The organism is Arthrobacter sp. JDC6, assembly GCF_056484025.1.
On record NZ_CM151278.1, the window covers coordinates 1373107 to 1395108 of the forward strand.

The following is a 22002-nucleotide window of genomic DNA, read 5'->3' on the forward strand; positions in this document are numbered from 1 at the left end:
GCATGATGCTCATACGGTTTTGAGTGTGGACTTCCCCCTTAGCAGCTCAGTGATCCTCGTGGTTGCCGTCGCGCTCTGGATTGTATGGGTTGCCCCTTACGTCCTCCGGAACCGCCGGCACCAGTTCCAGCCTGCCGTCGACTTCCTGGCAGACGCCCCCGCCGATGAGGGGCCGGATCCGCACGCCGGCCTGGTCTTGAACGTCGCCGCCCAGCAGGAGAAAGCCATGGAACCCAGGAAGAGTCCGTCACCCGGTGCCGGCGCTGCCAGCACCCCCCCTCCGGCCCGGCTCCGCATCCGCTACGGCCGGACCGCGCTGGCCCTGGTGGGGCTGCTCTCCCTTGTCACTGCATTCATTTCCGGGATCCTGGCTGCCTTTGGCATCGGTTCGCCTGCCCTTCCGATCCTGTGCACGGTGCTGACTCTCGGGTCGGTGGCGCTGCTGCGTATGCTCGCCGTCCGCGACCGCAAGGCAAAGGTCAATGCTGCGTTCCGCTCGGCCATGAGTGCGCCTGCACGCCGCCCGGAGACGGCCGACGCGATTCCCCCAAAACCTGAGGCCGTCCCCGCGCGGCCGGACAGCCCGCTTTTCGATGCCGAGGCAGGCCAGGCCGGGATCAAGCGGCTCACGGCAGTTGAGCTTCGTGAAGCAGCCCTCGCCGTCGCGGTGGCTGCCGGCGATACCAGTGCTGCAGAGGCGGCCCCGGCCACTCCGGCGGGAACCCCTTGGGAGCCGGTGGAAGTCCCCAAGCCCGTTTACGTGGACGCAGCCAAGGCAAAGCGCCCGGAGCCGCAGCCTCTTGAACTTCCTGAGGCGCCCAAGGCAGTTGGCAAGCCGTCCCTGAAGCAGGGCGCTGCCGGGGTGCAGGCAGCGGAGTCCGCGGAAGCACAGCAGGTGGCCGATCAGCAGTTGACCAAGGCGCAGAGCGCGCTGAGCAACCTCGACGACGTTCTTCAGCGCCGGCGCGCGTAAAGTTTGGGCGGGGCGCCTTGGGGTCCCGCGGCCGGCCGGAGCGTCAATTGGCGTTGGGCCGGGAAAATTTGTAGCCTAGGGACACCGGTTCCGCACCATCCTGGAACGCCTTGCAGGTTGCGGCCCATTCCGGGGCTATAGCTCAGTTGGTAGAGCGCTTCGTTCGCATCGAAGAGGTCAGGAGTTCGAATCTCCTTAGCTCCACCATTTGCAGGCGTGTTGCCAGAGCCAGAACACCTGGTTTGCCTTCCTTTTCAAACGCAGGTGCCCACCGCCGGGCGATTCCTGTCCGCGGGCGGACTCCGCGGATCCTTCCCTCGCTCGTCCCTTCCCGTGGCCCTGATGCAACGAGCCGCTTCCGCAGACCGGGCAAAGGGCGCCTGGGGCCCCTGGTTGTGCACCACGGTTCCTGGGCCTGGCTTGTAGGGAGCAGAGGGCGGGACATCGTCAGGGGGCCCTGGATGTGGCCTTGGCTGGCGGCAAGGGCGCCAACCTGGGCGAACTGTTGCGCGGAGGCTTTCCGGTGCCGCCGCATACGCTGGGAGGGCGCCTCACGGAAGCCGGTGTCCTGGCCGGGCCCACGGATGTCACTCACCTGCGCTTCGAGGAACTTGCGGCAATGCCCGACGGCGGGGCGTTGCCGCCGGCGGAGAAGGAGCGGCACCGCCGGCGTGTGCTGGCCCGCGCCGCCAAACGCAGTGAGCTGGAAGGTAGGTCCGCAACCCGCACCCTCGTGAACGGGCAAACAGCGGTGGTGGACGGAACCGCGGGACGCGTTACCGTTCCCATAGGCAAAACGCCCCCGGATGCAGGCCCGATCGGATGGGTGGGGGCCTAGAGTGGGCCTCATGGGAATCATCATCGGACTTCTTGTCCTCTGGCTCATCCTGTCCATCGTCGGCTTCGTCGTGAAGGGCCTTCTCTGGCTCGCCATCATCGGCCTGGTCCTCTTCGTCGCCACCGGCGTCTGGGGCTGGCTGAAGCGCAGAACCAACGCCTGACCGTCACCGCCTGCCCGGACCGGCTGTCACCGGCCCGGGTGGGCGGTGGGCGTTAGCGGTCGAAGGACCCTGTCTTTTTCCTCCTGCCGGCGTGATCCTTGCTCCATGAGCCTCACGAAGAAGGAAGGGCACCCCCCACAGCTGGCTCCGCCGGTCGTGCGCAACTTTGCCATCAACCGTGCCCTGCACCCCGACCGCCCATGGATCCGGGCCACCCGGATCAGCGTCGGTCTTGTCGTGCTGGCCGCAATCGTGCAAAAGACCTTCGACGCCACCCTCCCCGGCAACGACGTGGATGTCCCGCAGCTGTATTCGGAATTCACTGTGCAGGGAAATCTTGTCTTCGGGCTTGTCCTGATCATTTCAGGGGTGCTGCGGCGACGCCGGCCGCCGCTGTGGTGGGACCAGATGTTCGGCGCGCTGGTCCTGTACATGGTCATGACGGGCATCATCTACATCGTGCTCGTGGCTCCGCCGGAAGAGCCGTGGTGGACATGGGATTTGTATTGGCCGCAGGTTGCCCACCACCGCCTGGCCCCGCTGGTGGCGGCGCTTGACTGGATTCTCGTCACCCGGACGGTCCGAGGTCCCTGGTGGCGGCCCCTTGCCTGGCTGGGCTACCCGGTGGCCTTCCTTGCGTTTTCGTGGATCCGGGGCGGCCTTGACGGATGGTACGTGTACGACTTCCTTGACCCAACCCTCGATGGCGGATGGGTGAGGGTGCTGGGTTCCACCGGCCAGGTTCTGGTGGCATTCCTTATTGTTTCCCTCATGGTGCACGCGGTGGGCAATATGCGGGTGGCGCTGGCCACCGGACGGCTGCCGGCGACGGTGATCCCGCCCCGCTAGATCCAGCCCTTCCTCTTGAAGATGCCGTACATGAGGCCGCCGGCAGCCACCATGAGGAGCAGCGCCAGGGGGTAGCCGAAGGACCAATGGAGTTCGGGCATGTTGTCAAAGTTCATGCCGTAGATCCCGGCCACGAATGAGGGCGCAAACAGGATGGCCGCCCAGGACGAGATTTTCTTGACCTGTTCGTTCTGCTCGGCGCTGGCCTCGTTCTGCCGGTTGGCTGTCAGCGTCCCGTCCAGGGTCAGGGCGTTCTGCAGCAAGTCCCGGAAGGAGTCCGCCCGGGAAATCACCCGCTCAACGTGGTCTTCCACGTCACGCAGGTTATGCCGCAGCTCGCTTTCCACTTCGTACTTCTCGAAGCCGCGCTTCAACTGGTCCAACATCTCGGGCAGGGGGTGGATGGCGCGCTGGAACTGGATGACCTCCCGGGCCAGTTCGTAAATGCGGCGGGACACGGAGGAATCGCCGCTGAACAGCTGGTCCTCGATCTCGTCAATGTCGTTTTCCAGCCCCGCCACCACCGGGGCGTAGTCATCCACCACCCGGTCCAGCAGGGCATACAGCACCGCTTCGGGACCGTGCCGCAGGAGATCAGGCCGCCCCTCCAGCCGCTGCCGCACCCTGGCAACGCCGGCCGTTTCCGCATGCCGCACCGTCACCACAAAGTTCTTGCCGGTGAACACGTGGAGTTCGCCGAATTCCACGGTTTCGTCCTCGTCCACGTACCGGGCGGGCCGCAGGACGGTGAAAAGGTTGTCGTCGTAACGCTCCAGCTTGGGCCGCTGGTGGGCCGAAACGGCATCCTCCACTGCGAGGGCATGGAGTCCGAACTCGCTGGCCACGGCCGCCATTTCCTCCGCCGTGGGCCGGTAGAGGCCGATCCATGCCATGCCGCCATGCAGGGACAGGGTCTCAAAGGTCTGCTCAAGACTGTCGGGCTCTGCATGGCGGACGCCGTTGACGTAGACGGCGTTATCGATGATGGTCATTCAGGAAATCCTAGCCGCCGGAGCTGCGGCACTGCTCAGGCCGCTGATGAGGGGCTCGGTCCGGTAGGGGATATGGGTGTGCAGGGCCAGCACGGTCTCTGTCCGGATGACACCCTTGATCCGCAGGACCTGCCGCAGGGACGACTGGAGGTTGTGGGTGTCCGTGGCCACCACCCGGCACCAGACATCGCCGCGGCCGGAGATCTCGTGGACTTCCAGGACCTGCGGGATGAGCCGCAGTGCTGCCACGACGCCGTCCAGCTCCCGGTGGGAGACCTCAATGGTCACAAAGGCCACCACGTCATAGCCCACCGCCTCCAGGTCAACCTCGCGCCCGCCCGGGCGCAGCACCCCGCTGCGCAGCAGGCGGCGAACCCGTGACTGGGCCGTGTTGCGGGCGATGCCCAGGGACTCGCCCAGCTCACCGATCTGGATGCGGGGATCCCGGATGAGGGCCAGCAGGATCTTCAGGTCCGTGGGGTCCAGTTTGTTCAAGATCGTCACTCTCCATCATTCGTGGATCCATAAGTTGATGATTTTGCTCAATTATCCCTGCAAGGTCGAAAGATATGGCGCAGCGGTACCGCATTCTTGAACCATCACAGTTGTATCCGCGCCGGGCTCCCACAAGGACCACCCGCCGCGGCGACCCCTAAGGCGGCACAATGACGGTCTTCAGCGAACTGCGCATGCGCCCGGCCACGGCCAGCGGATGGAATGCCACCACTACGGCGCGGCTGGTGATTTCCGGCGCGGTCATCTTCATGCTCCTGGTGGGCGCCAACCTTGCCACCCCGCTGTACCCCCTGCTGCAGGCCAACCTCGGGCTGTCCAGCCTCGACGTAACGGCGGCTTTCGCCAGCTACGTCCTGGCCCTGGTGGGGACGCTGCTGCTCGCCGGGCACTGGTCGGACCATATCGGCCGCCGGGCCGCCCTCCTGGTCGCTGTCCTGACCGGACTGGCGGGCGGCTGGATCTTCGCCGAAGCGGGCACGCTGGCTGCCCTGTGCGCCGGACGGGCGCTGCAGGGAATGGCGGTTGCGCTCGCCACGGGGGCCAGCGCGGCAGCCCTTCGCGAGCTGCTCCCGTCCCGGCCGGAGTGGGCATCGCGCTTTACGCTGCTGGCCTCCTCGGGGGGCGTAGCGGCGGGTCCCGTCATCGGCGGACTGCTGTCGCTGCTTCCCGGTGCCACCACGGCTCCGTACGTCGTCCATTCGCTGTTGCTGGCCGCGCTCCTTGTCCCGCTGTACCTGATCCGCGCACGCCCGGCCATCATGGTGCCGGCAGTGTCCCGCCCGCTGCACGTCCTTGCCCCGCGCCGTCCCTCCGTTTCACGGCAGGCGAGGGGCGCTTTCTGGCTGGCGTCCGGCGTCGGCTTCCTGAGCTTTGCCGTGTTTGGCTTCTCCCTGTCACTGGCCCCGGGCTACTTCGCGCAGGTCCTGGGCACGGACTCCCGGCCACTGATCGGCGTGCTGGCCGGCCTGCCGCTGGGGGCGTCAGCCCTGAGCCAGCTGGTGACCCTGCGCGGGCGCCTGGCCGTGCCTGCGGGGCTGGCCGTCCTGGGCGTCTCCGTCATCCTGCTGGGAGCCGCCGGCGCATGGCACAGCCCACTGCTGCTCGTTGGGGCTGCCGTTACCGCCGGCCTGGGGCAGGGCATGGCCTTCCGGATGGTTTTCAACGAGGTGGCGGGCAAGGTGGAGCCGGCACGCCACGCGCAGATCATCAGCACCGTGTACGTCATCACCTACCTGGGCAGCGCCGTGCCGGTCCTCGGCCTGGGCTGGGCCAGCGCCGTGTTCGGAATGGCGGCAGCGGTGCAGGGATTCGTCCTGCTGTGCGGCTCGGCGGCACTCGCCCTGTCAGCCGTCACCCTCACCGCTTCCATCAAAGCAACGAAACAGGGGTCCGTCAGAGCCGGGTGGATCTACAGCGGCGCTAGTCCGGAAGCGGGCCGTGGTTGCCTTGGATGTGTTCAAAGACCAGCGTGGTTTCGGTGTGGCCCACCACGGGATCGGTAGCCAAATTGTCCAGGACCCAGTCCCGCAGGTCTTCGGTGCTTCCGACGGCGATGTGCAGCAGGTAGTCCACCGAACCTGAGGTGTGGAAGGTCGACAGCACGGCGGGCAGGTGCGGCACGCGCGCAGTGAAACGGTCGATCTGGTCCCGGTCGTGGGCGCGGAGCCGTACGGCCACCAGGGCCTGCACCGACCGGCCGATGGCCGACAGGCTCAGCTTCGCCTCGTAGCCCTGCACAATCCCGCGCTCCGAGAGGGCGCGGGTGCGCATCAAGGCGGTCGACGGCGCAATACCCACCATTTCGGCGAGCTGCTTGTTGGAAATCCTGGCGTCTGCCACGAGGGCCGCAAGGAGGCGCTCGTCAATGGCATCCAGCGGCTCCAGGTGCGCCCCAGGCCTGGTGTTCCTGGCATTCGTACTCACGGCGGTTCCTTCCACACGGTCCTTAGTTCATCCTAGACCGCAGAATCTCCGCCATCGGCTCCACAGGCACGCGTCCTGCCGAACATCCGCTCTATCCTCGAAGCTGCTGGAGCGTGTTAATTCGAGTGCGGCGCCGAGTCAGGCAGCGGCCGTTTCCGCGCGGGAATGGACGACGGCGACAGTTGCGGCAGTGAGGCACGCCAGGGCGATCACGGCTCCAGCCAGTGCGTTCCAGCCCCAGGCCTGGAAGACCAGGCCACCTGCCCAGCCCAGGAGGCTGGAGCCCAGGTAGTAGGCCAGGTTGTAAAGGGACGCTGCCTGCGCGCGGCCGGTGCTGGCGATGGCGCCCGTCCAGCCGGAGCCGATGCTGTGGGCTGCGAAGAAGCCGCCCGTGAACACCACCAGCCCGCACAGGATCAGCACCAGGGACGGGGTGAGGGTCAGGGCAAGGCCGCCAACAGCCAGGCCAAGTCCGCCCAGCAGCACGTTCCGGCGCCCGTATTTCGAGGTCATCCCCGCTGCCCAGCGGGAGGAGAAGGTGCCGGACAGATAGGCCAGGAAGATCAGGCTGATCACGGTGGCCGGCAGCCCGAACGGGGCGCCCGACAACCGGAACCCCAGATAGTTGTAGACGGCCACGAACCCGCCCATCATCAGGAAGGCCTGGGCATACAGGGCCAGCAGCCGGATGTTCCTAAGGTGGCCCCCGAGCGTCCGGACGGCGCTCCGGAGTCCGGCGGCCCGGGCAGGAACAAAACCCCTGGCCCGGGGCACCAGGACAAGGAAGGCGACGGCGGCAATCGTCGCCAGCACGGAAACTGCCAGGGCTGCCGACCGCCACCCCCAGAGTTCGCCGACAGGGCCGGCCACGAGCCGCCCTGAAAGTCCCCCCAGGGTGGTCCCGGCAACATAGCTTCCGGCGGCAAGCGCGGCGTGCGCTTTGCTGACCTCCTCGTTGAGGTAGGCAATGGCGATGGCGGGGATTCCGCCCAGCGCCATCCCCTCCAACAGCCGGAGGACCAGCAGCATGCCGAAGCTGGCGGACAGGGGCACCAGCAGTCCCAGCACCGTGGCCGCCGTGATGCCCCACATCATCGCCTTCACCCGGCCGATCCGGTCCGCCAGGAAGGACCAGGGGATCACGGTTGCGGCCAAACCCACGGTGGCCAGGGAAATGGTGAGGGCAGCCTCGGCGGCAGTGACGCGCAGATCGGCCGCCAGGAGGGGCAGGACCGCCTGGGTGGAGTAAAGCTGCGCGAACGTTGCAACCCCTGCGCATGACAGACCGGCCAGGATCCGCCCGTAGGCCCTGGACCCTTTGGGATGGCCGTTCCACGGAGGGGAAGCCGCCGTGCCGGAGCTCGCTTTCTGTGGCATCAAGCAAGCGTAGTCCCCGGCCAATGAATGCTTCCAATGCATATTTCATGCCAAACTGATAGCAATATCGGATTGCTTCCCGGTTCCGGGAAAGCTCGGGAACCGGCAAGGGAGCAGCCATGGAACCGGACCGGAAACAGTTGGCCCAACTGCTGCCCCTCATGCCGGTACTCGCCGAGCTGGGACGGACCGAACACGTCACGGAGACGGCCGAACTCCTCGGATTACCCCAATCGACGGTGAGCAGGGCAGTGGCAAGGGCCAGCGCCGCCGTCGGCACCGAACTCCTGGTCCGGGACGGCCGCGGTGTCCGCCTGACGCCCGCAGCCCGCACCCTGCTGCCCTACATCGAGCAGGCGCTCGCGGAGTTCCAGGCCGGCCTGGACCTGGTCCGGAACGAGTCCGAACTGGTCAGGGGCACCGTGTCCCTGTCTTTCCAGCACACCTTCGGCGAGGCCACCCTGCCCCTGCTGATCAGCGCCTTCCGTGCCCGGCATCCCGGGACCGGGTTCCGGCTCAGCCAGGGCGCCCGGAGCGCATGCCTTGAAGAGCTGTCATCCGGGGAAGCGGACCTGGCCCTCACCGCTCCCGTGGCGCCGGCGGGCAAAACCCTCGATTCGGCCCCGCTGTACCGGGAACCGCTCCGGCTGGTGGTGCATCACGCCCATCCCCTGGCCAGGCAGCGGATGGCCCGGCTGGCCGATATCCGGACGGAACCGTTCGTGGCGCTGGGAACCGGATACGGGCTGCGTTCGCTGACGGACGCCCTGTTCCGCGAGGCGGGATACCGGCCGCGGATCGCCTTCGAGAGCCAGGATTCACACACGGTCCGCGGACTGGTCTCGGCAGGCCTGGGCGTCAGCATCCTGCCGCCCGGCGGCGACGCCCCCGGCAGGACGCTGCGCCCGGAAACCGGAGACCTCGGCTGGGTGGAGGTGCCGCTGGACTCGGAGCTGGCCTTCCGGGAAGTCGGAGTGAGCTGGCGGCGCCGGAAACCCGAAACCGAACCCGTTCCCGCCAGGCTCTTCCGCGAGCTGGTGGTGGCCCAGGGGCCACGCTTGTTGGCCGGGCTGGTCACCAGGGCGGGCCGCTGACCCGGGGAACCGGATGACGACGGCGGGTGGCGGCAGCGCCTCCGCGGAAGGCAGGCGCGGCGCCCCAAAGCCAGGCCACGCAAGTACCCTTGTGACGTGACGAACACCCAGAACCCCTCCACCAGTCCCGACCAGCACGCCACGGACTCGCCAGGCAACCCACTGCACGGCGTCACGATCGGCCTGGACATCGGCGGCACCAAGACACACGGCATCCGCTTTGAAGACGGAGTGCCCGTCGCGGACGATGCGGCGGGGAGCTCCAACGTCCAGAACGTCAGCCGCGACCAGGCAGCACGGAACCTGGCGGAGCTTTTCGCCAGGATCGGTGGCGGCCGCGTGGACCGGGTGTACGCAGGGTCCGGCGGAATCGATACCGACGAGGACGCCGCCGCCCTGGCGGCCCTGATCCAGCCACTCGTCCCGGAGGCCCGCATCACCGTTGTCCACGACTCCCGCCTGCTGCTGGCCGCGGGCCGTGCCAGTACGGGAGTTGCGGTCATTGCAGGTACCGGCTCGGCTGCCTGGGGACGCAACGCCGACGGCGGCGAGGCCCGGGCGGGCGGATGGGGCTACCTGCTGGGGGATGAGGGCAGCGGTTACTGGCTGGGCAGGGAAGCGGTCCGGCACAGCCTGCGCAGGATGAACCAGGGCCTGCCGATTGACCAGCTCACGGAATCCCTCCTGGCATCCTGCGGCCTGGACCACCCCAACAAGCTGATTGCGCTGTTCCATTCCCCGGACACGGGACGGCGCTTTTGGGCCCAGCAGGCCAGGCATGTCGTGGAAGCGGCCGCTGCCGGGCACCAGGACAGTGCAGCCCTGCTGGAGCAGGCCGGCCGCGACCTTGCCGCCTTGGCCGGGCAGGTGCTGGGCCAGCTGAAAATTGAAGGTCCGGTGATCCTGGGCGGCGGCCTGGGCATGAACGTGGCACCGCTGCAGGAGTCATTCCGCCGGAACCTCGAAGCAGGCGGCATCACTGACGTGAGGGTCCTGGACCAGGAACCGGTGTTCGGCGTCCTGCAACTCCTGGCCGAACCGGCCTGACGGCCGACAGGAACCAAACCGCGCTTGCCCGTCAGCGGGCCAGGCGGCGCGCTTAGTCGACGGCGCGCTTACGGGGCGTCAACCGCACGCCGGGCAGCGGGGGAGCGGGAATGCGGCCGGCCTCCGCCCCGGCCTCCGGACCGTGGCCTGGCACCAGTCCATACCTGGCCGCAGCCGTTTCGGCATCCGGCAGCCCGGCCTGCGCTTCCCAGTCCTCCCGGGCCTGCTCCACTTCGTCGTGGGTGCGGCCCACAAAGTTCCACCACATCAGCAGTTCTTCACCGAACGGCTCACCGCCAATCAGCAGGAACCGCGTGCCGGGGCGGGCCTCCATCCGGAGTTCGCTGCGGCCGGTGCCCAAGTAGCCCAGCGGCCCCGCCGGCAGGTCCTGCCCGTCCACCGCCAGGCCGCCGTCGAGCACCAGGATGCCGTGCTCAAAGGCGGGGTCCAGTGGCAGTACCGCGTCCCCTTCGCAGGAAACGTCCGCGCCAACGATCGGCGAAAACATCGTCGCGGGGGACACGACGCCCGCAAACCCACCCACCATGACGGTGGCGGTGAAGCCGTGGCCGGCGACGCGCGGCAGTTCCCGGTGCTGTTCGAACGCCGGCTCCCGGTTTCTCTCCCCGTCGGGAAGGGCCACCCAGAGCTGCAGGCCCCGCTGCAGCGGCAACTCCCCGCCGTCGGGAAGCACGGCGAATTCAGAGTGCGAGACCCCGTGCCCCGCCGTCATGATATTCAGCTCCCCGGGGCGCACCACCACGTCGCTGCCAACGCTGTCCCGGTGTCGGATGTGCCCAGCCAGCGGCCACGTCACCGTCTGCAGCCCGATATGGGGATGGGGGAGGACAGACATGGCGGTACGGTCCGGCCCGAAGCTGTCCAGGAAGCACCACGCGCCGATGGTGGGCAGTCCGCGCTGGGGCAGGGTGCGCTTGACGTTCATGGCGCGCACCCCGCCCAGGGGCACCTCACGTTCGGGCCACAGCTGCAGGCACGGGCCCGACGTGCCTCCGGCAGGTGCGGGCGGACAAACTTCCTGCTGGGGTGAAACTTCCAAGTTGGTCACGCCTCCACTTTAGGCCTGCCCGGCTTCGGCTACCCATCCACGCCAAGCGGGGTACCGAATGATTACAGTAGGGATTCCTTTGCGGGGATTAGGGCCTCATCTGCTGAAGCCGGCCCCCGTTTGGGTTACCGTAACTATCAGCGTGCTGATGGCAATGTCGCGGTGCTGACAACAGCCCGTCCAAGAGAACAGGTAAGTCCGCACCATGGACCAGGCGATGATCGAGTTCCAGAGCGTTACCAAGCAGTACCCGGGCGGCCAGCCGGCGGTGGACGGGCTGTCCATGTCCATTGCCAAAGGCGCTGTGACGGTCTTCGTGGGTCCTTCCGGCTGCGGTAAAACAACATCGCTCAGGATGATCAACCGCATGGTGGAACCCACGTCAGGGACCATCACCGTGGACGGCCGGGATGTCACCACGGTGCCGGCGGCCGAACTGCGCCGCTCCATGGGCTACGTCATGCAGTCGGCAGGTCTGCTGCCGCACCGCTCGGTCCTCGACAACATCGCCACCGTTCCACGGCTGAACGGCGTCTCCAAAGCTGACGCCCGGAAGCGCGCAGAGGAGCTCCTGGACGTGGTGGGCCTGGCGCACTCCCTGGGCAAGCGGTACCCGTCCCAGCTGTCCGGCGGCCAGCAGCAGCGCGTTGGCGTTGCACGCGCGCTCGCCGCAGATCCGCCTGTTCTCCTCATGGATGAGCCGTTCAGCGCCGTGGACCCCGTTGTCCGGGACGAACTCCAGCAGGAACTGCTGCGCCTCCAGAAGGACCTGGCCAAGACCATCGTGTTCGTAACCCACGACATCGACGAGGCCACCATCCTGGGCGACAAGGTCGCCGTCTTTGCCACCGGCGGCAAGCTGGCCCAGTACGCCACCCCGGAGGAAATCCTGCGGGCGCCGGCCAACAACTTCGTCGCATCCTTCGTGGGGCGGGACCGCGGCTTCCGCCACCTGGGCTTCACGCCGTCCGACGGCGTGGCCATCCATCCCGTGCCCACGATCGTCCGCTCTCCGGACGGATATGAGTCTGATGCCAGTGCTGCCGGTGGCTGGCAGTTGGTGGTGGATGCAGACAAACATCCCCTGGGATGGTCGGCACCAGGGACCGAGACCGAGCTCGTTCCGGGTGGGTCGCTGTTCCGTCCGGGAGAGAGCCTGCGGCGGGCCCTTGACGCGGCCCTGTCGTCCCCGTCGGGCCTCGGTGTCGCCGTTGATACCGATGGCACGGTATTGGGCGTGGTCCGCGGCGGTGAGGTCCTGGCGCTGATCGAAGAGGCGCGCCAGTTGCGGCAGGCTGCCCTCTGATGGAATGGTTCCTGGCCAACACCGGCATGATCCTGGAACGCGGCGGCCAGCACCTGGTGCTGGCACTCGTTCCCATGGCCCTGGGCCTGCTGATTTCCATTCCGCTGGCGCAGTTGGCACGGCAGAACAATGCACTCCGCTCCGTGGTCCTGACGGCTTCCTCCCTCCTCTACACCATCCCCTCGCTGGCGCTGTTCATCATCCTGCCCACCATCCTGGGCACCCGGATCCTGGATCCCCTCAACGTGGTGGTGGCCCTGAGCATCTATGCCGTGGCACTGCTGGTGCGCGCCGCCCTGGATGCCTTCGATTCCGTGGACGCAGACGTCAGCCAGGCCGCGCAGGCCATGGGCTTCAAGCCGCTGGCCCGGTTCCTGCAGGTGGACCTGCCGCTCTCCCTGCCGGTCCTGTTCGCCGGGCTGCGGGTGGTGTCCGTCAGCAACATCTCGCTGGTCAGCGTCGCCGCCCTGCTGGGTGTCGGCAACCTGGGCATGCTCTTCACCGATGGCCTCCAGCGCGACTTCGTCACCGAGGTGGTGGTGGGGATCGTCGCCATCCTGATCCTCGCGCTGCTGATGGATGCCGTCCTCGTCCTGCTGGAACGCATCCTCACTCCGTGGGAACGGGCAGGAACGCGGCGGGGCCGCGGGGATGAAGGCGGCACTGCGCCCGCCGCTGCGGAGCGCGCCACCCTGGCGGGAGAAGCAGCGTGAGCAACGTCTTTTCAGATACCTTCGCCTGGCTTTCCGACCCCCTGCACTGGTCCGGAAGCATGGGCATCCCCGCCCGGCTGTTGGAGCATCTGCAGTACACCGGACTCGTCATGCTGATCGCGACTGCCATCGCCGTTCCCGTCGGGCTGTTTGTCGGCCACACGGGAAGGGGACGGGTGGCAGTCGTCGCCCTGGCCGGAGCCCTGCGCGCGCTGCCCACCCTGGGCCTGCTCATCCTGTTCGTTCTGCTGGCCGGCATCGGGCTGATGCCTCCCATCTGGGCGCTGGTGATCCTCACCGTGCCCCCGCTGCTGGCCGGGACGTATGCCGGCATCTCCAGCGTGGACCGGAATGTGGTGGACGCGGCCCGGGCCATGGGAATGACTGAACTGCAGGTCCTGTTCCGGGCCGAGCTGCCCAACGCACTCACCGTCATGTTCGGCGGTTTCCGGACCGGCGTGCTGCAGGTGATCGCCACCGTCTCCGTCGTTGCCTACATCAACCTAGGTGGCCTGGGCCGCTATCTCTTCGACGGCCTTGTCCTTAGCGACTTCCCCCAGATGCTGGGAGGTTCCCTCCTCATCGCGGCGCTGGCGATCGCCGTCGACCTTGTCCTGTCCCTGTTCCAGAGGCTGTTCCTGACCCAAGGGGCCTCGAAGCTGTCCTACCGCAGCCATGAGGCTGCGGTTGATCTCACAGACCCCGTTGTTGCGGAGACTGTTGTTCAAGGAGGTAAGTCATGAAAGATAGCCGTCCCCAGCGCCTCGGAAGGCGGGCGTTCAGCGGTTTGGCCGCCGGGCTTGGCCTGGCAGTGGCATTGTCCGCCTGCGGGGGGTCGTCTGATCCGCTGAAGAACCCGCCGGCCACCAGCGGCAGTGCATCGGGTGGGGCGACCTCCCTCGTGGTGGGTTCAGCGGACTTCCCGGAGAGCCAGATCATCGCCGAGCTGTATGCCGGTGCATTGAACGCCAACGGCATCACCGCCACCACGAAGCCGAACATCGGCTCCCGCGAGGTCTACTTCAAGGCCGTCCAGGACGGCTCGGTGGACGTGGTGCCGGACTACAGCGGCAACCTGCTGCTGTACGTGGACAAGGAAGCCAAGGAGGTCTCCGCCGGTGACATCGCCAAGGCACTGCCCGGCAAGCTGCCGGACGGACTCGGCGTGCTGGACGTGTCCAAGGCCGAGGACAAGGACGCCATGGTGGTCACCAAGGCAACGGCGGAGAAGTACCAGTTGAAGTCCATCGAGGACCTGGCCAAGGTCTGCAGCGAGATCGTAGTGGGGGCTCCGGCCACGTTCGCCGAGCGCGCGTACGGCCTGCCCGGACTGAAGAAGAACTACAACTGCGTCCCCAAGAAGCTGGAGCCCTTCAGCGACGGCGGCGGCCCGGTGACGCTCAAGGCGCTGCTGGAGAACCAGGTGCAGGTGGCCGACATCTACACCACCACGCCGTCCATCGCGGACAACGACCTGGTGGTGCTGGAGGACCCGAAGAACAACTTCATCGCCCAGCAGGTCCTGCCGCTGTACAACAAGGCCAAGATGACAGACAAGGCCAAGCAGGCGCTCAACTCCGTGTCCAGCACGCTCACGACGGATGACCTGATCAACCTCAACCGGGCAGTCAGCGGCAGCCAGAAGCAGGACGCCAAGGCGGCAGCAACCGCCTGGCTGAAGGACAAGGGCATCGTCAAGTAAATCGGTTCCCTGTCCGCACGGGCAGGGTATGGACTGGTGATTAACGACGGCGGCTGCCGGACCTGCGGGGGTCCGGCAGCCGCCGTCGGCCGTGTGGTGGACGTCTCAACGGGGATGCATCCTTCCTGTGGCATATTTGAGGGATGGCAGAATTCAGGCAGTCCACGAAGCTCAACAACGTCCTCTATGACATCCGTGGACCGATCCTGCAGGCCGCCCAGCAGATGGAGGCGGAGGGCCATCGAATCCTCAAACTGAACATCGGCAACCCGGCGCCGTTTGGCTTCGAGGCGCCGGACGCCATCCTGGTGGACATGATCCGCCACCTGCCCCATGCCCAGGGCTACAGCGACTCCCGCGGCATCTTTTCGGCACGCACCGCCGTCTCGCAGTACTACCAGACCCGCGGGATCCAGAATATCCACGTGGATGACATCTACCTGGGCAACGGTGTCAGCGAGCTCATCACCATGTCCCTCATGGCCCTTCTTGACGACGGCGATGAAGTGCTCATCCCCACGCCGGACTACCCGTTGTGGACCGCGTCCGTGGCGCTGGCCAGCGGCAGGCCGGTGCATTACCTCTGCGACGAGGAATCCGGCTGGCAGCCCGACCTTGACGACCTGGAAGCGAAGATCACGCCGCGCACCAAGGGCATCGTGGTCATCAACCCGAACAACCCCACCGGCGCCGTCTACCCGGAAGAGACGCTGAAGAAAATCGTCGCCCTCGCCGAGAAGCACGGCCTGGTGATTTTTGCCGACGAGATCTACGAAAAGATCCTGTACGAGGACGCCGTCCATGTGAACCTCGCCAAACTGACCGGTGACGACGTCCTGTGCCTGACGTTCAGCGGGTTGTCCAAGGCGTACCGCGTCTGCGGCTACCGGGCCGGCTGGATGGCCATCTCCGGGCCCAAGAAGGATGCCGCCGACTACCTCGAAGGCATCAACCTCCTGGCCAATATGCGCCTGTGCGCCAACGTCCCGGCCCAGCACGCCATCCAGACGGCGCTGGGCGGCTACCAGAGCATCAACGACCTGATCCTCCCCGGTGGCCGCCTGCTGGAGCAGCGCAACAAGGCATACGACATGCTGAACGCCATCCCGGGCGTCAGCACGCAGCAGGCCCGGGGTGCCCTTTACCTCTTTCCCCGGCTCGACCCGGAGGTCTACCACATCCGGGACGACGAAAAGTTTGTCCTTGACCTCCTGAAGGAACAGAAGATCCTGGTGTCCCACGGCCGTGCCTTCAACTGGGTGCGCCCCGACCATTTCCGGATGGTGACGCTGCCCAACGTCAAGGACATTGAAGAGGCCATCGGCCGGATGGGGGACTTCCTAACCAGGTACCAGGGGAACTAGCCTGTGCTCACGGGCCCCCCGGTCCGTGCAACCTTGCGGAAAGGACTCCCATGGCCCGCGTCGTCGGCTTCGACCAGCATCCTGCTGAAACCCTTCGGGCCGGGGAGGGGTTCTCCCTTGCCGCAGTAGACCCGGACTCGACCCCCGGGTACAGCGGCAACAAGGCTGACGGCCGGCTGCTGCTGGCGGAGATGGACGACGAACTTTCCGGGTTGCAGGAAAAGCTCTTTGCCGAATCCCGGTTCGGGGGGACCAAACGGATCCTGTTGATCCTGCAGGCCATGGACACCGCCGGCAAGGGCGGAATCGTCAGCCATGTCATGGCGGCGATGAACCCGCAGGGCGTCCAGTTCAAGGCATTCAAGGCGCCCACCGACGAGGAGAAGTCCTACGACTTCCTGTGGCGGATCGAAAAGGAAGTTCCGGCCGCCGGAATGGTGGGTGTGTTCGACCGCTCCCACTACGAGGACGTTCTCATCCATCGCGTCCACGGATGGGCCACCCCGGACGAGATCAAGCGGCGCTACGTGGCCATTAATGAGTTTGAAACACGGCTGGCCGACTCGGGGACGAAGATCATCAAGGTGATGCTCCACATCAGCAGTGCGGAGCAAAAGGAGAGGCTGCTGGCCCGGCTGGATGATCCTTCCAAGCACTGGAAGTACAGCAGGGGAGACCTGGACGAGCGGGCCCACTGGGAGGACTACATGGCCGCATACCAGGCGGCCATCGACGAAACGAGTACGCCCAACGCGCCATGGCATGTTGTTCCGGCCAACAAGAAGTGGTTCGCCCGGATCGCGGTCCAGCAGCTGCTGCTCGGCGCCTTGTCCGGCCTGAAGCTGGAGTGGCCCAAGGCCGAGTTCGACGTAGCTGCCGAGCGGGAGCTGGTGGCCCGTTCCTGAGGGCCGGCCCTGGCCGTGGTCCTGCTTCAGCTTCCCTGTTTGGTTTTCCCCGCTTCCGGGTTTGCCTAAAGCGGCTGGTCCCGGGCTGCAGCCAGCCGCTTCCGGGCGCCCTCCAGCCACTCCTCGCAGCGTACCGCCAGCGCCTCACCTCGTTCCCACAGGGCCAGGGACTCCTCCAGGCTTGCCCCTCCTGCCTCCAGCCTGCCCACCACTGCTATGAGCTGCTCCCGCGCTTCCTCGTAGCTCAGGGCTGCGACGTCGGACTCAGGTTTCTGTTCGGTCATGACTTCTCTTCCAATTCCTGGTGGTGGTCGGGGTTTCCTGATTGTGACCCGCCGGCCCCGGTGGACATGGCCCCGGTGGACATGGTGCCGGTAGACGTGGCTCCGAAGCGCCCCTCTGCCACGCGGATGGACAGGGCGGCCCCCGCCGGTGCTTCGGCAGGACGGCGGACAACGGCGTGGCCGGCCTGGGCGATCCGGGCGGCCTGGTCTCCTGCCAGTTCGACGACGGCGTACCCCCGGTCAAGCGTCTTTTGGGGCGAGAGGGCCCGGACCTGGGCTTTCAGGTGTTCAAGCTGGTCCGCTGCCCGCACCACGGTGGAGCTCACGGCCGCAGAGGACCGCCGCAGCAGCCGCTCGATTTCCTCGGCCCGGACGGAGACCATTCCTTCGGGTGCCGCCATGACGGGCCGGGAATGCAGGGCCGCCAGCCGGTCCGACTCCCGGTCCACCAGCCGGTCCATGCACCGCCGCAGTTGTTCCCGCGCCTGGCGCACGCCGGCGAGTTCTTCCGAGACTTCGGGAACGATCCGCTTGGCGGCGTCGGTGGGGGTGGAAGCCCGGAGGTCTGCAACATCATCCAGCAGCGGCCGGTCGGCCTCATGCCCGATGGCACTCACCACGGGCGTGGCGGCGGCAGCCACTGCCCGGACCAGTTCCTCGCTGTTGAACGGCAAGAGGTCTTCCAGCGCCCCGCCGCCCCGGGCGATGACAATGACGTCCACCTCAGGCCGGGCGTCCAGTTCCCGCAGGGCGCGGACCACCTGGGCCACGGCGGTATTCCCCTGGACAGCAACCTCGCGGATCTCAAACTCCACCGCCGGCCACCGCAGGGCTGCGTTGCGCAGGATGTCCTTCTTGGCGTCCGAATCCCGCCCGGTGATCAGGCCGATGCGGTGAGGCAGCAGGGGCAGCGGTTTCTTCCGTGAGTCGGCAAACAAGCCCTCAGCCGCCAACGCCTGGCGCAGCCGCTCGATCCTGGCCAGCAAGTCGCCCAATCCCACGGGCCGAATGTCCCGCACCAGCATGTTGAGCCTGCCCGTCTTCAACCAGAACTCCGGTTTCAGCAGGGCCACCACCCGTGAACCGCGCTCCAGCGGCAGATTCTGCCGTTCCAGCACCTTGGTCCACACCGACGCGGGAAGGGACACCTCTGCGTCCACGTCGCGAAGCGTGAGGTAGGCGTTGGTGCCGCGGCGGTTCAGCTCGATGACCTGGCCTTCCACCCATGCCGACGGGGTGCGGTCGATATGCGCCTTAAGCTTCTGCGACAACAGCTGCAGCGGCCAGGGGTTGTCCGGGCTGGTTTCCGCCGCTGTGGCCGGCAGGGTAGTGGGCGCCGCACCCGGAAGGGAGGCCTGGTCAGACATGCGGACGCCGTTGGGAGGCTGCTGGTGCTGCGGGCATGCGGTCCTTCATCTGTTGTGGGCGGTCAATCAACCTTATCCATAAGGTGTAGCACCGGGCACTGACAGGGACGGCCCTTCCACCCTGCCTAGGATGGGGTAAGGCCCCCAACCCCGAAGGACCTGTTGTGCGCACTTTTGTCTCTGCCATCGCCACCGTGCTGGGCATCCTCCTGGCCGCCGTTGCGGTTCCCGCCATGTGGGTGGACCGGAACATTGTCCAGGAAGACGGGTTTGTCCGCCTTGCAGCTCCACTCGGCAAGGACTCAGACTTCCAAAGGAAACTCGCTGCGGCGGCGGTGGGAACGATCGATACCGGATCTGTCCCCGGTTTCCTGTCCGGGCTGGTCCAGCCGATGCTCGAGAAGGCGGCGGAGTCCCTGACCGGGCTTCCCGGCTATCCGGCGGCGTGGGAGGAGACGCTCCGCCGGAGCCACCGCCTAAGTTTCGCCGACCCGGCGGCCAGTCCGCAGGGCGGTGCCTCGGCATCCTCGTTAACCCTCGACGTCGCCCCGTTGGTTGCCCTCGGCTCGGAGGAGATCTCCCGCACCACCCGGCTTCCCCTCGACCCTCCGGAGCAAACGCTGATCAATGTCGGCCAGCCCGTTCAGCGGCAATGGACCGAGCGGCTGGCCACGTACGCACCCATGGGCTACATCCTGGCCATCGGTTCAGCCATAGCGTTCCTGCTGGCTCTCGTCGCGGCACGGCGCCGCTGGACAGTGCTGCTGGCAGCCGGACTCGGCGGACTGGCCCTTGCAGGGGCGTGGGGCTTGGCCTTACAGCTGGGTTCGGCCCGTGCCCAGGCCACGGACACCGGCAATGCGGTGGCCAACATGTTCCGTGACGAGTTCCTGGCCGCCGCAGGCACCGATTTCCAGACGTGGATCGCAGCGGCCACGGTGACAGGTGGCGTTCTTATGGCAGCAGGCGTTGTGACGTTGTTCGCATCCCGGAAACGGGCGCGGGCCAGCCGGTAGCATGGAGGGATGACCACCTCGGCTGTACCCCTCTCGATGCCAACCATTCCACGCAGGCGCCGCTCGCCTGAGGACGTAGCAGCGGCAGCCCCCGTGAACGGCACCAAGAAGGTGCTGTTGGCTGCCCCCCGTGGCTACTGTGCAGGCGTTGACCGGGCCGTGATCGCCGTCGAAAAGGCACTGGAACACTACGGGCCGCCCGTGTATGTCCGCAAGCAGATCGTCCACAACGTCCACGTGGTCAGCTCCCTGGAGGAAAAGGGCGCCATCTTCGTGGAGGAGACGGACGAAGTGCCCGAAGGCGCGCTGGTGATTTTCTCCGCCCACGGCGTTTCCCCCGCAGTGGTCGAATCCGCCGAAGAGCGCGGCCTGCGCACCATTGATGCCACGTGTCCGCTGGTTACCAAAGTGCACAAGGAAGCCGTCCGCTTCGCCAAGGACGATTTCGACATCCTCCTGATCGGCCACGACGGGCATGAGGAAGTGGAAGGCACCTCCGGTGAAGCGCCGGAACACATCCAGATCATCAACGGTCCCCATGAAGTGGACAAGGTAACTGTCCGTGACCCCGAGAAGGTCATCTGGCTCTCGCAGACCACGCTGAGCGTCGACGAGACCATGGAGACCGTCCGGCTGCTCAAGGAGCGGTTCCCCACCCTGCAGGACCCGCCCAGCGATGACATTTGCTACGCCACCACCAACCGCCAGGTCGCCATCAAGAAGATCGCACCCAAGGCGGACCTGGTGATCGTGGTGGGCTCGGCCAACTCGTCGAACTCCGTCCGCCTGGTGGAGGTGGCACTTGAGTACGGCGCCAAAGCCTCCTACCGGGTGGACTTCGCCAACGAGGTTGACGAAGCCTGGTTCGAGGGCGTCGCTACCGTGGGCGTCACATCCGGGGCTTCGGTTCCGGAAGTCCTGGTCCAGGACGTCCTCAGGCTCCTGGCAGACTATGGCTACGGCGCGGTGGAGGAAGTGGTCACGGCAGAGGAAGACCTCCTGTTCTCGCTGCCCAAGGAACTCCGCGCAACCCTGAAGCAGGCCGGCGACGTCAGCCGCGCCCTTGGCGGACGCCGGCCCCGCAGCTGAGTCCCCTGCATTATCAGCAGCCGGACGCCAACCAGACGTAAAAGACGGGCCGGGCAGTCACACGACTGCCCGGCCCGTCCTGCATCCGCGGCCCGTTGTCAGGCGGCTTCGCCGTCGCCCTGGAGTTCGGGTGCCACCAGCGAGCGCGGCGTCACCTCCACAACAGGAGGTGTCACCAGGCCGGACTCCTCGAGCGTGTTGAGCTTCCGGGCAGTGGGCAGCACCCTGGCTTCCAGGGTGCCCACCATGGCGTTGTAACGGTCCACCGAAGACTTGAGGGAAGAGCCCAGTTTGGTGACGTTTTCACCCAGGGTGCCCATCCGGTCGTACAGCTGCCGCGCGAGCTCGAACAACTCACGTGCACTGTCCGTCAGGACGTCCTGGCGCCACGTGAATGCCACCGACTTCAGCACGGCCAGCAGGGTGCTCGGCGACGCAAGGACCACGTTGCGGGACAACGCGTAATCCAGGAGCCCGGCGTCGGCAGTCAGAGCCGCCGCCAGGATGGATTCGGCCGGAATGAAACAGACCACCAGTTCCGGAGAGTTTCCCGGGATGTCCCAGTATTTCTTGGTGCCCAATGCGTCAACGTGCGCCCTCAGGGCCTTGGCATGCGCCGCCAGCAGCGCCTGCCGGTTCCGCCCATCACTTACCGACTGGAGTCCGGAGGGCTGGCCGGCGCGCGGATCCACCGCACCCAGTTCCTGTGCCTCAAGGTAGGACGACAACGGGACTTTGGCATCCACCACCAGCTGCTTGTCGCCCGGCAACTGCACCACCAGGTCCGGGCGGACAGCCGAGTCCTGGCCGGCGCTGTGCACCTGTTCCACAAAGTCCACGTGGCGCAGCATCCCCGCGGCCTCCACTACACGCCGCAGCTGCACCTCGCCCCACTGGCCCCTGGCGCTGTTGGAACGCAGGGCCGATTCCAGGGCATGCGTGGACCGGATGAGCTGTTCATCGGAAAGCCTTGCCTCCTGCAGCTGCTGCGCCAGTTGGCCGTACTGTTCCACCCGGTCCCGCTCCAGCAGCGCCACCTGCTGCTGGACAGCGGACAGCTTCTCCGCCACCGGGGCCAGGGCGCGCAGGACACTGCCGTCCTGCGTCCTGGCCTCGCCCAGCTCACGGTTCTGCACCGCCAAAAGCCGCCGCTCGGCGTCGGCCGCTGCCAGCTGCGCCGTGACCTCCGAAAGGCGGGACGACACCTGGTCAAAGTCCGCCTCCAAGGCATGCGAGTTCCTGCGCAGGGAGAAATAAGTGGCCGCGGCGCCGGCAAGCGCACCAAGCAGCAGCATGAGAAGGGCCAGAATCAAGGCAAAAGCATCCATGGCTTCACTGTTGCACGGGCCTCTGACAATCAAAGGCAATGACATTCCCCGGTAGGGGCTGCCGGGGCCGGACGGGTAGAATCAATG

General features: G+C 66.7%; 23 protein-coding genes and 1 tRNA gene. 16 read left to right on the forward strand and 8 right to left on the reverse strand.

Annotated features, from left to right (window positions below):
• The first annotated feature begins 49 nt into the window (after window positions 1–49).
• From ACV095_RS06440 to ACV095_RS06460, 5 genes are all read left to right on the forward strand, one after another.
• On the forward strand, window positions 50–973 hold the full coding sequence (locus tag ACV095_RS06440; protein WP_478223426.1) for a hypothetical protein: 924 nt from the start codon (window positions 50–52) through the stop codon (window positions 971–973).
• A gap of 131 nt (window positions 974–1104) precedes the next feature.
• Window positions 1105–1180 (forward strand) — tRNA-Ala (locus ACV095_RS06445).
• A 262-nt stretch (window positions 1181–1442) separates the two neighbouring features.
• Window positions 1443–1811 carry a hypothetical protein gene (locus ACV095_RS06450; RefSeq protein ID WP_478223142.1) on the forward strand — a complete coding sequence of 123 codons (369 nt, stop codon included), beginning with the start codon at window positions 1443–1445 and terminating at the stop codon, window positions 1809–1811.
• Window positions 1812–1821: 10 nt separating this feature from the next.
• Window positions 1822–1974, forward strand: coding sequence for a hypothetical protein (locus ACV095_RS06455; protein ID WP_018769235.1), 153 nt, complete (start codon window positions 1822–1824; stop codon window positions 1972–1974).
• Window positions 1975–2079: 105 nt separating this feature from the next.
• Window positions 2080–2823, forward strand: a complete 744-nt coding sequence (locus tag ACV095_RS06460; protein WP_478223143.1) for a Pr6Pr family membrane protein — start codon at window positions 2080–2082, stop codon at window positions 2821–2823.
• Here ACV095_RS06460 and corA read toward each other — a convergent pair.
• Together corA and ACV095_RS06470 are read right to left on the reverse strand one after the other, a co-directional pair.
• Window positions 2820–3815: a magnesium/cobalt transporter CorA gene (corA, locus tag ACV095_RS06465; RefSeq protein WP_018769237.1), complete on the reverse strand. Its 996-nt coding sequence runs from the start codon at window positions 3813–3815 to the stop codon at window positions 2820–2822. The genes ACV095_RS06460 and corA overlap by 4 nt on opposite strands.
• Complete coding sequence (locus tag ACV095_RS06470; protein WP_026265759.1) at window positions 3816–4310, reverse strand: Lrp/AsnC family transcriptional regulator; 495 nt, start codon at window positions 4308–4310, stop codon at window positions 3816–3818. It lies immediately after the preceding gene.
• Window positions 4311–4480: 170 nt separating this feature from the next.
• Here ACV095_RS06470 and ACV095_RS06475 point away from each other — a divergent pair, with 170 nt between their 5' ends.
• On the forward strand, window positions 4481–5833 hold the full coding sequence (locus tag ACV095_RS06475) for an MFS transporter (protein ID WP_478223144.1): 1353 nt from the start codon (window positions 4481–4483) through the stop codon (window positions 5831–5833).
• On the opposite strand, the gene ACV095_RS06480 is transcribed toward ACV095_RS06475, so the two are convergent.
• Together ACV095_RS06480 and ACV095_RS06485 are read right to left on the reverse strand one after the other, a co-directional pair.
• Window positions 5751–6254 carry an Lrp/AsnC family transcriptional regulator gene (locus ACV095_RS06480; RefSeq protein ID WP_026265760.1) on the reverse strand — a complete coding sequence of 168 codons (504 nt, stop codon included), beginning with the start codon at window positions 6252–6254 and terminating at the stop codon, window positions 5751–5753. The genes ACV095_RS06475 and ACV095_RS06480 overlap by 83 nt on opposite strands.
• Window positions 6255–6392: 138 nt before the next feature.
• A complete protein-coding gene (locus ACV095_RS06485) occupies window positions 6393–7631 on the reverse strand; it encodes an MFS transporter (protein ID WP_018769241.1) in 1239 nt (412 codons plus the stop codon).
• A 119-nt stretch (window positions 7632–7750) separates the two neighbouring features.
• Between ACV095_RS06485 and ACV095_RS06490 the strand changes: the two genes are divergently transcribed.
• Window positions 7751–8725, forward strand: a complete 975-nt coding sequence (locus ACV095_RS06490; protein ID WP_018769242.1) for a LysR family transcriptional regulator — start codon at window positions 7751–7753, stop codon at window positions 8723–8725.
• A 96-nt stretch (window positions 8726–8821) separates the two neighbouring features.
• Window positions 8822–9772, forward strand: coding sequence for an N-acetylglucosamine kinase (locus ACV095_RS06495; protein WP_478223145.1), 951 nt, complete (start codon window positions 8822–8824; stop codon window positions 9770–9772).
• Window positions 9773–9824: 52 nt separating this feature from the next.
• On the opposite strand, the gene ACV095_RS06500 is transcribed toward ACV095_RS06495, so the two are convergent.
• Window positions 9825–10841: a pirin family protein gene (locus tag ACV095_RS06500; RefSeq protein ID WP_018769244.1), complete on the reverse strand. Its 1017-nt coding sequence runs from the start codon at window positions 10839–10841 to the stop codon at window positions 9825–9827.
• A gap of 205 nt (window positions 10842–11046) precedes the next feature.
• Between ACV095_RS06500 and ACV095_RS06505 the strand changes: the two genes are divergently transcribed.
• The 6 genes from ACV095_RS06505 to ACV095_RS06530 all read left to right on the forward strand — a co-directional run bounded on the left by ACV095_RS06505 (window position 11047) and on the right by ACV095_RS06530 (window position 16831).
• A complete protein-coding gene (locus ACV095_RS06505; RefSeq protein WP_478223146.1) occupies window positions 11047–12147 on the forward strand; it encodes an ABC transporter ATP-binding protein in 1101 nt (366 codons plus the stop codon).
• Window positions 12147–12860: an ABC transporter permease gene (locus ACV095_RS06510; protein WP_478223147.1), complete on the forward strand. Its 714-nt coding sequence runs from the start codon at window positions 12147–12149 to the stop codon at window positions 12858–12860. The genes ACV095_RS06505 and ACV095_RS06510 overlap by 1 nt, the downstream gene beginning before the upstream one ends.
• A complete protein-coding gene (locus ACV095_RS06515) occupies window positions 12857–13603 on the forward strand; it encodes an ABC transporter permease (RefSeq protein ID WP_056394126.1) in 747 nt (248 codons plus the stop codon). Before ACV095_RS06510 ends, ACV095_RS06515 begins: the two co-directional genes overlap by 4 nt.
• Complete coding sequence (locus tag ACV095_RS06520; protein WP_056394123.1) at window positions 13600–14562, forward strand: ABC transporter substrate-binding protein; 963 nt, start codon at window positions 13600–13602, stop codon at window positions 14560–14562. Before ACV095_RS06515 ends, ACV095_RS06520 begins: the two co-directional genes overlap by 4 nt.
• 143 nt (window positions 14563–14705) lie before the next feature.
• Window positions 14706–15926 carry a pyridoxal phosphate-dependent aminotransferase gene (locus tag ACV095_RS06525; protein ID WP_134163751.1) on the forward strand — a complete coding sequence of 407 codons (1221 nt, stop codon included), beginning with the start codon at window positions 14706–14708 and terminating at the stop codon, window positions 15924–15926.
• Between the two features lie 50 nt (window positions 15927–15976).
• A complete protein-coding gene (locus ACV095_RS06530; protein WP_018769250.1) occupies window positions 15977–16831 on the forward strand; it encodes a polyphosphate kinase 2 family protein in 855 nt (284 codons plus the stop codon).
• A gap of 65 nt (window positions 16832–16896) precedes the next feature.
• On the opposite strand, the gene ACV095_RS06535 is transcribed toward ACV095_RS06530, so the two are convergent.
• The gene (locus tag ACV095_RS06535) at window positions 16897–17115 is read right to left on the reverse strand and encodes an exodeoxyribonuclease VII small subunit (RefSeq protein ID WP_018769251.1); all 219 of its coding nucleotides are present in this window, start codon (window positions 17113–17115) and stop codon (window positions 16897–16899) included.
• Window positions 17112–18482 (reverse strand): exodeoxyribonuclease VII large subunit, encoded by a 1371-nt coding sequence (gene xseA / locus ACV095_RS06540; protein ID WP_134163753.1) that lies wholly within the window; start codon window positions 18480–18482, stop codon window positions 17112–17114. Before xseA ends, ACV095_RS06535 begins: the two co-directional genes overlap by 4 nt.
• A gap of 164 nt (window positions 18483–18646) precedes the next feature.
• Between xseA and ACV095_RS06545 the strand changes: the two genes are divergently transcribed.
• Both ACV095_RS06545 and ACV095_RS06550 read left to right on the forward strand, forming a co-directional pair.
• Complete coding sequence (locus ACV095_RS06545) at window positions 18647–19498, forward strand: hypothetical protein (RefSeq protein WP_018769253.1); 852 nt, start codon at window positions 18647–18649, stop codon at window positions 19496–19498.
• A gap of 9 nt (window positions 19499–19507) precedes the next feature.
• Window positions 19508–20587, forward strand: a complete 1080-nt coding sequence (locus ACV095_RS06550; RefSeq protein WP_026265762.1) for a 4-hydroxy-3-methylbut-2-enyl diphosphate reductase — start codon at window positions 19508–19510, stop codon at window positions 20585–20587.
• Window positions 20588–20685: 98 nt separating this feature from the next.
• Here ACV095_RS06550 and ACV095_RS06555 read toward each other — a convergent pair whose 3' ends face one another.
• Window positions 20686–21915 (reverse strand): DNA recombination protein RmuC, encoded by a 1230-nt coding sequence (locus tag ACV095_RS06555; RefSeq protein ID WP_018769255.1) that lies wholly within the window; start codon window positions 21913–21915, stop codon window positions 20686–20688.
• Between the last annotated feature and the right edge of the window lie 87 nt (window positions 21916–22002).